Genomic DNA, 11,930 nt, shown 5'->3' on the forward strand with positions numbered 1-11,930 from the left:
GATTGCAACACTGGGAACCCTCGCTTCGGCGGGGGTTTTCTGTTTCGGGTCGCGACGTTGCGTGCCCGCCGCTGAGCCGTAATAATGCCACCCATTCATATCAGTCCGTGCTGCGGCGCGTGGCGAACTTTCCCGCAGGTTTGAGGTCACAAGCCCCTGCGACGACAACGATAGGAGTGAATAATGTCGACATTCTGGAAAGGCTGGCTTTGTGCACTGCTTCTCCTGCCGCTGGCGGCCACTGCCCAGGCGGCACAGTTTCAGGAAGGTCAGGATTACGAGCGGCTGAGCTCACCGCTGCCTACCCAAAATCCCGACCACATCGAAGTCACCGAAGTCTTCTGGTATGGCTGCCCCCACTGCTACGCGTTCAAGCCCCTGATCGAAGACTGGGCCGCGAAGAAGGCGGATGATGTCGATTTTGTACTGGTGCCGGCGGCCCTGGGGCGGACCTGGGATGTCCACGCCCGTGCTTTCTACACCACCAAGGCCATGGGCGTGTTCGACAAGACGCACGATCTGCTGTTTGATGCCCTGGCGCGGGACCACAAACGTCTCAACAACGGCGAAAAGATTGCTGACTTCCTGGCTGACCATGGTGTGGACAAGGACGCGTTCCTGAAGACATTCAACAGTTTCGGCGTGAATGCCAAAATGCAGCAGGCCGAGGCCTATGTTCGGGGTGCACGGATCACCGGTGTTCCGACTATCATTGTCAATGGGAAGTACAAAGTCAGCGCATCCATGGCTGGCAGTCACGAGAACATGATCAAGGTGATCGACTACCTGGTCGACAAGGAGCGCAACGCGCAGTAACGCCTTGTCGCGGGCGGTTCGAAGGTCAGCAGGGCATGTACGAGCGAATTCGCAAACAGCTCAACGAGTTGATCGGTAATGCGCCGGTTCGGAGCGCCAGTGTCGGCGCCTGTTCCGGCACCGAACACGTGCCCGATTTCGAGCCGCACCGGCATATCCGTCTGCTGACCTACAATATCCAGGTGGGTATCAGCACCTCATCCTACCGTCATTACTTCACGCGCAGCTGGCAACACATCCTGCCCCACCGTCGGCGCATCGAGAATCTGGACAAGATTTCCCAACTGCTGCGCAACTACGATGTGGTGGCGCTGCAGGAGTGTGACGGCGGCAGTCTGCGCAGTGGCTTCATTAACCAGGTGCAGTACCTGGCCGAAGCCAGCGGCATTCCTTACTGGTATCAGCAGCTCAATCGTAACCTCGGTCGACTGGCCCAGCACAGCAACGGTTTGCTCAGCCGCTACCGACCGCTGGATGTCACCGAGTACAAATTGCCGGGCCTGATTCCCGGGCGAGGCGCTATCGTTGCTCGCTACGGCGACCCCAACGATCCCCTGGTGCTGGTGATGATGCACCTGTCCCTGAGTGCCCAGGCGCAGAACCGGCAGCTGGGTTTTGTGCGCGACCTGATTGGCGAGTACCAGCACGTGGTCCTGATGGGCGATATGAACAACCACGCCGAGCAACTGCTGGGCAACACGCCGCTGTCGGAAACGGACCTGGTGCCGTTGCCGGAAACCGCCCATAGCTTCCCCAGCTGGCGGCCCGAGCGGGCGCTTGACCACATTCTCGTGAGCCCCTCGCTGGAAATCCGGCGCGCCGAAGTGATCAACCACCCGGTCTCGGATCATCTACCCATCGCCATGGACATCGCCCTACCGTCTGGCTACGTTGCGAAATTCTGAAGCCCTTTTGAATCGGTTACCGGTCAAACAGGCACAAAAAAACCGACGGTCACAAAGTGAGCGTCGGCTTTTTCGAAAGCGGATCAAGATTACTTGATCTTGGCTTCCTTGTAGGCAACGTGCTTGCGAACAACCGGATCGTACTTCTTGATCTCGATTTTCTCAGGCGTGTTGCGCTTGTTTTTGTGGGTCGTGTAGAAGTGACCCGTACCTGCAGATGATACCAGCTTGATCTTCTCGCGCATGATGCGGCTCCTTATACCTTCTCGCCGCGGGCACGAAGGTCGGCCAGCACAGCGTCAATGCCTTTTTTGTCGATGATACGCATACCTTTGGTAGAGACGCGCAGCTTAACGAAGCGCTTTTCAGTTTCTACCCAAAAGCGATGGTTCTGCAGATTCGGCAGAAAACGACGCTTGGTGTGGTTCATCGCGTGAGATACGTTATTACCGGTGACCGGCCGCTTACCGGTAACCTGACAGACTCTGGACATGTTTGCCTCCGACCTGAGCTCTTAAGTCCTGAAATACAGAATTCGTTATTTCGCGCCTCTGGGTGCTCGCCAGACGCCGCCAGAAAGGGACGCTTTTATACCAGAATGCCCAGGCCAACGCAAAAAATTGTTGGGAATTTGGCCAGTTTTTTCGGGCATTACTCATATGAGGGGCTAAATGGCGGCGTTTTGTCGTCTGTATAGCGTTTTATAGGAGGCCTCGTTCGGCCAGCGACACCACCTCGCCATGTCCCACCACCATATGATCCAGCACCCGGATATCCAGCAACTGCAGCGCTTCGGACAGGCGACGGGTCAGGCTGATATCGGCCTGGCTGGGTTCGGCCACGCCTGAGGGGTGATTATGGGCGAAAATCACCGCCGCTGCATTGTGATCCAGGGCCTGTCGGACCACTTCTCGCGGGTAGACGGCCGCGCCGTCGATGGTGCCGCGGAACAGCTCCTCATAACGGATGATGCGATGGCGATTGTCCAGAAACAGGCCGGCAAAGACCTCATGGGGATAGTGGCCCAGCCGGCTGCTGAGGTAGCGGCGAGTGTCCTCCGGCGAGCGCAGCGGATCGCCCTGGTGCAGGGGTGCATCAAGAACCCGCCGGGCCATCTCCATGGCGGCCTGGACCTGGGCGTATTTGGCGGTGCCCAGGCCGCGGATCTGGCAGAACCGATTGGCGGAGGCTGTCATCAGCTCCCGCAGACTGCCAAATTCATTGAGCAGCGATCGCGAAAGGTCCATCACGGGCTGGCCAGTGGTGCCGGTGCGCAGGAAAATGGCGAGCAGTTCGGCATCGCTGAGACTGTCGGGGCCGTGCTTGAGCAGGCGCTCACGGGGCCGTTCATCCGTCGGCCAGGCGGTTGGTGTGGTCATCCCGATTCCCTCCGGGTCAATGCGCCCCCGGACCACAACGGCACTCCAGCGGGGAGTCGTGTGATGAATATCGGGGCGCCGTGGCTTCCTTATAGATGCAGTGGGCGAATCCGTCGCCGCGGCGCAGCTTACCATGGTCGCCGGGCTGTCGGGAGGGTGCCTGTGGTGCTATCTTATGGCGTTTATGGTGGCCCCGTTGTGTGGACCGGAACGAGATGGGAGAGGGCATGGCGCAGAAAAACATCCTGCTGGGCGTGACAGGCGGTATTGCGGCGTACAAATCTGCCGAACTGGTGCGGCTGCTGAAAAAGGCCGGGCACGCGGTGCAGGTCGTCATGACGCAGGGCGCCGAGGCGTTTATGACGCCACTGACTTTCCAGGCCCTCAGCGGCGAGCCGGTGCGCACGTCGTTACTGGACCCCGAGGCGGAAGCCGGCATGGGCCATATCGAGCTGGCCAAGTGGGCCGATATGGTGATGGTGGCGCCGGCCTCCGCCGACTTCATGGCCCGTCTGGCCCAGGGCATGGCGGACGATCTGCTGACGACCGTCTGTTGTGCCACGACCGCGCCGATCATTCTGGCGCCCGCCATGAACCAGGCGATGTGGAGCAACGGCCGGACCCAGCGCAACGCCCGCTTGCTGGCGGACGATCCGCAGGTGGAGCTTTGGGGTCCGGATGCCGGTGATCAGGCCTGTGGCGATGTGGGCCCCGGTCGCATGCTGGAGCCGGACGCCCTGGCCGGTCGCCTGCTGGACCGCCTGGAGGGCCCGAAGCCCCTGGCCGGCAAGCGCGTGGTGATTACTGCCGGCCCCACCCGGGAGCCGATCGACCCAGTGCGCTACATCACCAACCACAGCTCCGGCAAGATGGGTTATGCCCTGGCCAGCGCGGCCCGTGACGCAGGCGCCGAGGTGGTGCTGATCAGCGGCCCGGTCACCCTCGACTGTCCGGCCGGCGTGCGCCGGGAATCGGTGATCACCGCCGAGGAAATGCTGAAGACCGCGGAAGCGGCCGTGGCAGCCGGTTGCGATCTGTTCATCGCCACCGCCGCGGTTGCCGATTACCGGCCGGAAACCTGCGCCGGCGACAAGATCAAGAAATCCCGCGACAGCATGAGCCTGTCCCTGGTGCGCAACCCCGACACCCTGGCGACCATTGCCGCCCGCGCCGACAAGCCCTTCACTGTCGGCTTTGCCGCCGAAACCCGCGATGTCGAGCATTACGCCCGCGACAAGATGGCGCGCAAGCATCTGGACATGATCGTCGCCAACGACGTCTCGCGTCCGGGTCTGGGCTTCAACAGCGACCACAACGCCGTCACCGTGTTCTGGGATACCGACAGCCGCACGTTCGAACCGGCCAGCAAGCAGGCCCTGGCACGGGACCTGCTCAGCCTGATCGCTCAACGCGCTTTCCCCGCTGACTCCAATCTTTAACAAATGACAGATTAAGGTGTACTGCATGACCCGACAGACCTTCCAGGTTCGCATCCTCGACGAACGCATCGGCCGCGACATCCCGATGCCCACCTACGCCACCGAAGGCTCTGCCGGCCTGGATCTGCGGGCCTGCCTGGACGAACCGCTGACCCTTGAGCCGGGCGACACGACGCTGCTGAAGACCGGCCTGGCGCTGCACATCGGTGATCCGTCCCTGGCGGCGATGATCCTGCCGCGCTCCGGTTTGGGGCACAAACACGGCATCGTACTGGGTAACCTGGTGGGGCTGATCGATTCCGATTACCAGGGCGAACTGATGGTCTCCTGCTGGAACCGTGGCCAGACCTCCTTCACCATCGAACCCGGCGAGCGGGTGGCCCAGTTGGTGCTGGTGCCGGTGGTCCAGGGCGACTTCGAAATCGTGGACGATTTTGATGCCAGCCACCGTGGGGACGGTGGATTCGGGTCGACCGGTACGGCATAGAAGTTGCGGTTGCCGAAGCAGGTGGCGACCAGCGATCTATACTGGCTACATCAGGATTCAAGAAGAACAATGGGATAACTATGAAGCTTGGCAAAAAGAAGACAGCAGACGCCGAGAACGAGGCAGCGCAGCCAAAAGGAAAAAGCAAGAAAGACAAGGCCCCCAAAGCAGGGAAGGGGCCCAGCCTGAAGGGGCTGGCGAGCGTTGCCGGCCAGCAGGCGGCCATCGTCCTGCTGGCGGGGATTGCCGCCGCTGCACTCCTGTATTATCTGGTCCTTATGCCGGCCCAGTCGGAGCGCCACACGCAGCGTGCCGAGCACGCGGCCGACATCGCCAAGACGCGCATCGACCAGCGCCTGGCCCTGCTGGAACAGGTGGTCATGGGCTACTCGCGCCAGGGGCATGTGCGCCAGGCACTGGAAGGCAACGCTGATAGGTCGCAGGTGCTGGGGGATCTGAAACAGATGCTGCCCGGAACCCAGGCGGCGTTCCTGTTCCCTTACGGCGAGATCAACCGCCAGCCCGGTCAGGGTTTCGAGTTGAGCTTCGTCAACCTCGATCTGGCCAAGCAGGCGGAATCCGGGCGCAAGGTGCATCCCGATGCGTTCCCGCGGGACGGCAAGTGGTACATCCAGTTCGCCGCGCCGGTCACCGACCCTGGCAGCCAGGCGGTCAAGGGCACCCTGCTGGTGGTGTTCGATCCGTCTGTCATTACACCGACGCTGGCCGCGAGCGATGCAGAACTGGGTGGCCAACTGGCGCTGGTCCAGAGCGTCTCCGGCAGCAGCAAGACGGTGGCAGCCAGTGGCAGTGGGGGCGGACAGGCGATCAGCCGCACGCTGTCCTCTCCCAACTGGTCAGTGGAATTCAAGCCCCAGCGCGACCTGAATCCGCTGGTGGATCCGATCCTCTCGCTGATCGTGGTGGTGGTGCCGTCCGTGATTGCCATGATCCTGGTGTGGGTGCTGCTGGGGCAGGCCCGTTCTGATCTGCGGCGTGATGCGGCGGGCCTGATCCAGTGGGCCCACAAGGCCTTCGCCGGCGAGCGAATCAAGGCGCCGACCTACAAGTGGGATCTGGTGGCCTCGATCGGTGAAGTGCTGGGCCGTCTGGCCCAGGCGGTGGACAAACGCATTGCCAAGGCTGAGGAGTCCGCCAAACAGGCGGCACGTAAATCCGCGCCGGCGCCGGGACCGGCCGCCAAGGCCAAGGGCAGCGACGAGCCGCTGTTCGAGGAAAACGACATGCTCGACATCGACATGCTCGACAGCGACGAGGACGTTCTCGGGCTGGGCGGCGGCAGCGACGGCGAGGATCCGTTTGCGATTGAGGAGACTCCGGCGGTCTCGGTCGAGATTTCGCCCTCCATTTTCCGCGCCTATGACATCCGCGGCATCGTTGGCGAAACCCTCGACGGCCAGGTGGTGCATGAAATCGGCCGGGCCATCGGCAGCGAGGCGCAGAGCCGCCAGGTGACCGACATCTGCATCGGCTACGACGGCCGCCATTCCAGCCCGGAACTGGCGGATGCGCTGGCCCGGGGCATCATGAGTACCGGCTGTAACGTGATCAATATCGGCGCCGTACCGACGCCGGTGCTGTATTTCGCCACCCACGAGTTGGGCACCGGTTCCGGCGTGATGGTGACCGGCAGCCACAACCCGGCCAACTACAACGGCCTGAAGATGATGCTGGCGCAGGACACCCTGTCCGGCGACGACATCCAGAAGCTGTTTACCCGAATACAAACTGGCGACCTGGTCCAGGGGCAGGGCCAGTATTCCGAGCAGGACGTGCGCCGGCCCTACCTGGATCGCATCGTCGGTGACATTGCGGTGGCGGCACCGCTGCGGGTGGTGCTGGACGCCGGCAACGGCATTGCCGGGGAACTGGCGCCGATCCTGGTGGAAGAACTGGGTTGTGACGTCATTCCGATGTTTTGCGAAGTGGACGGCAATTTCCCCAACCACCATCCGGACCCGGGCAAGCCCGAGAATCTGCAAAGCCTGATCGAGAAAGTGAAGTCCGAGAAGGCGGATATCGGGCTGGCCTTTGACGGCGATGGCGACCGGCTCGGTGTGGTGACCAACACCGGCAAGATCATCTGGCCGGATCGTTTGCTGATGCTGTTTGCCCGGGACGTGGTCTCGCGCAACCCCGGCTCGGACATCCTCTACGATGTGAAATGCACGCGCCGGCTGGCCTCGGTGATCAACGAAGCGGGCGGCCGGCCGATCATGTGGAAAACCGGCCACTCCCTGATGAAGGCCAAGATGAAAGAGACAGGCGCCCTGCTGGCCGGGGAAATGTCCGGTCACATCTTCTTCAAGGAACGCTGGCTGGGGTTTGACGACGGCCTCTACGCGGCGGCCCGGCTGCTGGAAATCCTGGGCGTGGAAGACCGCGACAGCGACGATGTCTTTGCCGAATTCCCCGAGGACATCAGCACACCGGAATTGAACGTCACCGTCACCGACGAGAACAAGTTCGCCATTGTGGACAAGCTTAGCGCCGAGGGGGATTTCGGCGACGGCAGCGTGTCCAACATCGACGGTGTGCGGGTCGATTACCCGGATGGCTGGGGCCTGTGCCGGGCCTCCAACACCACTCCGGTACTGGTGCTGCGCTTCGAAGCCGAGTCGGACGAGGCGCTGGATCGCATCAAGACCGTTTTCCGCGAGCAGTTGCTGAAGGTCGCGCCGGACGTGGTCACCGAGTTCTGACCGGGAACCCGGCTGCGGACCATTGCGTCGCCGCAGCCGGGGTTTACAATAGTGCCCTACAAATCCTGTGACGCCGGCCGCTGGGCGCCGGCGCATTCTCCGCAGCGCAATAAGGTTGAATTCCATGGCATTGGATCGTGATACCGCAATGCAGGTGGCCTCGGTACTGAGCAAGGGCCTGCCTTACATCCAGCGTTTTACCGGCAAGACCGTGGTGGTCAAGTACGGTGGTAATGCCATGGAGAACGAAGACCTGAAAAGCAGCTTCGCCCGGGACATGGTGTTGATGAAGACCGTCGGCATCAATCCGATCGTGGTCCACGGCGGCGGCCCGCAAATTGGCGACCTGCTGGAACGGCTCAACATCAACTCCCGTTTCGTCAACGGCATGCGTGTCACCGACAGTGAAACCATGGACGTGGTGGAAATGGTGCTGGGTGGCCAGGTTAACAAGCAGATCGTGTCGCTGATCAACCAGCACGGCGGCACCGCCATCGGCCTGACCGGTAAGGACGCCAACCTGATCCGGGCGCGCAAGCTGGAAGTGGTCAACCGGTCGCCGGAAGTGACCCGCACCGAAATCATCGACATCGGCCATGTGGGCGAGGTGGAGGCGGTCAACACCGAGGTGATCAACCTGCTGACCCGCAGCAACGTGATTCCGGTCATCGCGCCGATCGGCGTCGGCCGTGACGGCACCTCCTACAACATCAACGCCGATCTGGTGGCCGGCAAGGTGGCCGAGGCGCTGGATGCGGAGAAGCTGATCCTGCTGACCAACGTGTCCGGCCTGAAGAGCAAGGAAGGCAAGGTGCTGACCGGCCTCAAGGCCAAGCAGGTCAATGACCTGATCGAGGACGGTACCATCCACGGCGGGATGCTGCCCAAGATTCGCTGCGCCCTGAGCGCGGTGGAGAACGGCGTGGCATCGTCCCATATCATCGATGGCCGGGTGGCCCATGCCACGCTGCTGGAAATCTTTACCGACGAGGGCGTGGGGACACTGATTTCCCGCAACTGATCGGTCGGCTATTCCTCGGACCAGTCGCCCTGGGCAAACTGGTGCGCGTAGCGCTCGATCCATTCCCGCGCGGCCTGGTCAATGCTCAGGTCGCGTCCCTCCCGGGCCAGCATGTCCCGGCGGTACTGTTCAATCTGGCAGATCTGCTCGACCATCCGGACCTGATAGGCATCGCCGGGACTGTAGAAGGCGATGCCGACTTCAAAGCCGCCGTCCTTGGGTTCGCACCACACCACCTGGCCGCGGACTTCCAGAGGGTTGGGGCAGCAGCGAATCACCAGGTCCACATCCTGGCCGGGCGAGTAGGGCACGGCGCAGGAAAACGACAGGCCGCCCCGGCTGAGATTGCGGATCGCCCCGGCACAGACGGTCTGACTGGCGGGCGACACTTCCAGAGGAATGTCGGCCGGGTGCCGGATATAGGCGCGTTCGTGGTTGTGCATCATGGACGGCATCCCGCCTGCAGTGGTGTCTGGGTGGCAAGCCGGGCAGTGGACGGACGAGGCACCGCCTTGAGCGCCGGCCCCCGGTTTTTTGCGCGATGTCCTTGCCAAAGTATAGGACCTGCGACAGTCTGATGTCCTGTGTGTTCCTGGTTAGGCCCAAAGAGTCGTTGGCATGAAAAAGCTGTTGTTGTCCCTGGTTTGTCTTCTTCTACTGGCGTATATCGGCTTCAAGGGAGCGGCCTGGTACCAGGTGCACAGCCTGCTGGAACAGGCCCATGATGCGCTTGAGAAGCAGGGCGTACTCAAGTGGGGCCGGATTGGCTCAAGCCTGTCGGGCCACATCTCGGTCTATGACCTGGAATACCAACCCTTCCTGTTGAATCAGCCGCTGCGGGCGACCCGCGTGACCTTTTCGGCGGATGCCGTGCCGGAGCTGATGGATGCCCTCGGCGGAGGTCCGCTGCCCGGCCACTGGACCCTGCGCGCCGAAAACCTGCACCTGCAGCTGGCGTCTCCCCTGGTCCGCGACTGGGCCGGCCCGGGCAATGCGGCCATCAACGCCGGTCTGATCAACATCCCCTGCGGAACCGGCGCCTTGGGCCTATCGACCCTGATGTCGATGGGCGTGAGCCAGGTGGCCGGCGATCTCAGGATTGAACAGGACAACATGCTGGACGACACCGGTGGCCTGAAGATCGATCTCCAGGCGGGCAAACTGGGCAGCGCCGAAATCCGGCTGCCGGGATTACGCCTGGATCGCACGCTGGACGAAGACGGCAACCTGCCGGGCTACAGTGGCCCGGTGGATGTGGAATTGCGCGACGGCGGGTTTATGCGCCGTCTTGCCGCCTATTGCGCCCGGGCCGTGGATGTGGGGCCGGAAGACTGGGCCGAACAGGCCACGCGGGTGTTCAGTGAGCAGCTGCAGGTCACCGGGTACCAGCCCAGCGACCAGCTGCGGGCCCTCTACAAGGTCTGGTTGCGCGATGGCGGTGAGCTCAAGGCGACACTGGCCGCCGGTGAACCGCTGCTGGGGCTGCCCGAGCGCAACCGGCCTGCCGGCGACGGGGCGGTCGATCCGACTTTGGGCAGCTTTGATGTGTTATACAACGGCGCCCGGGTGCCCGATCTGTTTGTCCGCTATTTGCAGCGTCCGCAGGCCCAGCCGGCAGTGCTCCCCCAGTCGGGGAGTTCCGACAACGAGGCCGCGACCGACGGTCCGGCGTTCCGACCGGCCGATCCCAGGCAAGCGGCGCGCTGGCCGGACCGGCGCGTACGGGTGACCCTGAAAAGCGGCCGCGTGGTGGACGGTCGCCTGTCCAAGGTGACCGATAAACAGCTTGAGGTCACGCGCACCGTGGATGGCGGCGAGGTTGCCTATCCTCTGGCCCGATCAGCCATTACACTGTTCGAAGTATGGCGTCGTACGGGCGATGTCGGCATCGAGCCGGCGCCCGAGACCGAGGCGGCGTCCCCGCTCCAGGCGGCGATGCCAACGACCACCGATGATGCCGGGACCGAGCCCCATGACAGTGAGCAGCACCAGCCGTAACACCGATATGCCGGGCATCCAGGAGATGCTGGAGCGCCTGATCTCGATCCCTTCGATCAGCAGCGCCTCGCCGGAATGGGATCACAGCAACGAAGCCGTGGTGAATACCCTGGCCGAGTGGCTGGAGCCGCTGGGTTTTGCGGTCGAGATCATGCCGGTGCCGGGCATGCCCGGTAAGTTCAACCTGATCGCCACCCTCGGCAGTGGTCCGGGCGGACTGGTCTTGTCGGGCCACACCGATACCGTCCCGTTTGATGACCAACGCTGGCAGAGTGATCCGTTTAAACTGACCGAGCGGGATGACCGCTGGTACGGTCTGGGCACCTGCGACATGAAGGGGTTCTTCGCGCTGGTGATTGATGCCGTGCGAAAGATGGCCGACCAGCCCTTGCGCCAACCCCTGATTGTGCTGGCCACCGCCGACGAGGAAAGTTCCATGAACGGCGCCCGGGCGCTGGCCGAAGCGGGTCGGCCCGAGGGGCGATACGCCGTCATCGGCGAGCCCACGGGATTGAAGCCGGTGCGCATGCACAAAGGCATCATGATGGAGCGGCTGGTGTTCGAAGGGCAGTCCGGCCACTCCTCGGATCCCTCGCTGGGCCGCAACGCGATGGAAGGCATGCACGCCGCCATCAGCCAATTGCTGGCGCTGCGTAGCGACTGGCAGGCCCGCTACCAGAACCCCAACTTCAAGGTGCAAGTGCCCACCCTGAACCTGGGCTGTATCCATGGCGGCGATAATCCAAACCGGATTTGCGCCAACTGCGAACTGCATTTCGATCTTCGGCCACTGCCGGGGATGGATATGGATACCCTGCGCCAGGCCATCCTGGATAAGGTCGAACCAGAGGCCCGCAGTCGCGAACTGGGCCTGCGCTTCGAGCCCTTGTTCGATGGCGTGCCGCCGTTCGAGACCTCGGCGGACGCCGAACTGGTGAAAGTCTGTGAACGGCTGACCGGCCACACCGCTGAAGCGGTGGCGTTTGCCACCGAAGCGCCGTGGCTGCAGAAGCTGGGCATGGAAACGCTGGTGATGGGGCCGGGGCACATCGACCAGGCGCACCAGCCCGATGAGTACCTGGACCTCTCGCAGGTAAAGCTGGCCGTGGATATCCTCAGCCGTCTGATCCAGCATTTCTGTCTGGACGACCACCAATAACCC

General features: G+C 62.7%; 12 protein-coding genes. 8 read left to right on the forward strand and 4 right to left on the reverse strand.

The annotated features are described in order from the left end of the window. Window positions 1-183: 183 nt before the first annotated feature. Together J3364_RS11665 and J3364_RS11670 are read left to right on the forward strand one after the other, a co-directional pair. Window positions 184-816 carry a thiol:disulfide interchange protein DsbA/DsbL gene (locus J3364_RS11665; protein WP_349558514.1) on the forward strand — a complete coding sequence of 211 codons (633 nt, stop codon included), beginning with the start codon at window positions 184-186 and terminating at the stop codon, window positions 814-816. A 35-nt stretch (window positions 817-851) separates the two neighbouring features. Then, a complete protein-coding gene (locus tag J3364_RS11670) occupies window positions 852-1,721 on the forward strand; it encodes an endonuclease/exonuclease/phosphatase family protein (protein WP_123635180.1) in 870 nt (289 codons plus the stop codon). A gap of 89 nt (window positions 1,722-1,810) precedes the next feature. Here the strand turns inward: J3364_RS11670 and rpmG are convergent, their stop codons facing one another. The 3 genes from rpmG to radC form a co-directional block, all read right to left on the reverse strand. Then, window positions 1,811-1,966: a 50S ribosomal protein L33 gene (rpmG, locus tag J3364_RS11675; RefSeq protein ID WP_123635181.1), complete on the reverse strand. Its 156-nt coding sequence runs from the start codon at window positions 1,964-1,966 to the stop codon at window positions 1,811-1,813. An 11-nt stretch (window positions 1,967-1,977) separates the two neighbouring features. Next, window positions 1,978-2,214 (reverse strand): 50S ribosomal protein L28, encoded by a 237-nt coding sequence (rpmB, locus tag J3364_RS11680; protein WP_004579959.1) that lies wholly within the window; start codon window positions 2,212-2,214, stop codon window positions 1,978-1,980. A 208-nt stretch (window positions 2,215-2,422) separates the two neighbouring features. Then, window positions 2,423-3,100, reverse strand: coding sequence for a RadC family protein (gene radC / locus J3364_RS11685; protein WP_349558515.1), 678 nt, complete (start codon window positions 3,098-3,100; stop codon window positions 2,423-2,425). 227 nt (window positions 3,101-3,327) lie between these two features. Between radC and coaBC the strand changes: the two genes are divergently transcribed. The 4 genes from coaBC (at window position 3,328) to argB (ending at window position 8,770) form a co-directional block, all read left to right on the forward strand. Beyond that, window positions 3,328-4,539 (forward strand): bifunctional phosphopantothenoylcysteine decarboxylase/phosphopantothenate--cysteine ligase CoaBC, encoded by a 1,212-nt coding sequence (gene coaBC, locus J3364_RS11690; RefSeq protein WP_349558516.1) that lies wholly within the window; start codon window positions 3,328-3,330, stop codon window positions 4,537-4,539. A 25-nt stretch (window positions 4,540-4,564) separates the two neighbouring features. Further along, complete coding sequence (dut, locus tag J3364_RS11695) at window positions 4,565-5,026, forward strand: dUTP diphosphatase (RefSeq protein ID WP_349558517.1); 462 nt, start codon at window positions 4,565-4,567, stop codon at window positions 5,024-5,026. 80 nt (window positions 5,027-5,106) lie between these two features. Then, window positions 5,107-7,749 carry a phosphomannomutase/phosphoglucomutase gene (locus J3364_RS11700; RefSeq protein ID WP_349558518.1) on the forward strand — a complete coding sequence of 881 codons (2,643 nt, stop codon included), beginning with the start codon at window positions 5,107-5,109 and terminating at the stop codon, window positions 7,747-7,749. Window positions 7,750-7,873: 124 nt separating this feature from the next. Continuing rightward, window positions 7,874-8,770, forward strand: a complete 897-nt coding sequence (argB, locus tag J3364_RS11705; RefSeq protein ID WP_349558519.1) for an acetylglutamate kinase — start codon at window positions 7,874-7,876, stop codon at window positions 8,768-8,770. Between the two features lie 8 nt (window positions 8,771-8,778). Here argB and J3364_RS11710 read toward each other — a convergent pair whose 3' ends face one another. Further along, window positions 8,779-9,216, reverse strand: a complete 438-nt coding sequence (locus tag J3364_RS11710; RefSeq protein WP_349558520.1) for a PilZ domain-containing protein — start codon at window positions 9,214-9,216, stop codon at window positions 8,779-8,781. Window positions 9,217-9,388: 172 nt separating this feature from the next. Between J3364_RS11710 and J3364_RS11715 the strand changes: the two genes are divergently transcribed. Then, window positions 9,389-10,768, forward strand: coding sequence for a hypothetical protein (locus tag J3364_RS11715; protein WP_349558521.1), 1,380 nt, complete (start codon window positions 9,389-9,391; stop codon window positions 10,766-10,768). Beyond that, window positions 10,743-11,927: an acetylornithine deacetylase gene (argE, locus tag J3364_RS11720; RefSeq protein ID WP_349558522.1), complete on the forward strand. Its 1,185-nt coding sequence runs from the start codon at window positions 10,743-10,745 to the stop codon at window positions 11,925-11,927. The genes J3364_RS11715 and argE overlap by 26 nt, the downstream gene beginning before the upstream one ends. Window positions 11,928-11,930 lie beyond the last annotated feature (3 nt).

The sequence above is a fragment of the Marinobacter sp. NFXS9 genome (assembly GCF_040148665.1).
Taxonomy (GTDB): Bacteria; Pseudomonadota; Gammaproteobacteria; order Pseudomonadales; family Oleiphilaceae; genus Marinobacter_A; species Marinobacter_A mangrovi.

Bases quoted from the DNA above. Each gene is read 5' to 3' on its own strand.
- J3364_RS11665 (WP_349558514.1), top strand. From the start codon at position 184: ATGTCGACATTCTGGAAAGGCTGGCTTTGTGCACTGCTTCTCCTGCCG.
- J3364_RS11670 (WP_123635180.1), top strand. From the start codon at position 852: ATGTACGAGCGAATTCGCAAACAGCTCAACGAGTTGATCGGTAATGCG.
- rpmG (WP_123635181.1), bottom strand. From the start codon at position 1,966: ATGCGCGAGAAGATCAAGCTGGTATCATCTGCAGGTACGGGTCACTTC.
- rpmB (WP_004579959.1), bottom strand. From the start codon at position 2,214: ATGTCCAGAGTCTGTCAGGTTACCGGTAAGCGGCCGGTCACCGGTAAT.
- radC (WP_349558515.1), bottom strand. From the start codon at position 3,100: ATGACCACACCAACCGCCTGGCCGACGGATGAACGGCCCCGTGAGCGC.
- coaBC (WP_349558516.1), top strand. From the start codon at position 3,328: ATGGCGCAGAAAAACATCCTGCTGGGCGTGACAGGCGGTATTGCGGCG.
- dut (WP_349558517.1), top strand. From the start codon at position 4,565: ATGACCCGACAGACCTTCCAGGTTCGCATCCTCGACGAACGCATCGGC.
- J3364_RS11700 (WP_349558518.1), top strand. From the start codon at position 5,107: ATGAAGCTTGGCAAAAAGAAGACAGCAGACGCCGAGAACGAGGCAGCG.
- argB (WP_349558519.1), top strand. From the start codon at position 7,874: ATGGCATTGGATCGTGATACCGCAATGCAGGTGGCCTCGGTACTGAGC.
- J3364_RS11710 (WP_349558520.1), bottom strand. From the start codon at position 9,216: ATGATGCACAACCACGAACGCGCCTATATCCGGCACCCGGCCGACATT.
- J3364_RS11715 (WP_349558521.1), top strand. From the start codon at position 9,389: ATGAAAAAGCTGTTGTTGTCCCTGGTTTGTCTTCTTCTACTGGCGTAT.
- argE (WP_349558522.1), top strand. From the start codon at position 10,743: ATGACAGTGAGCAGCACCAGCCGTAACACCGATATGCCGGGCATCCAG.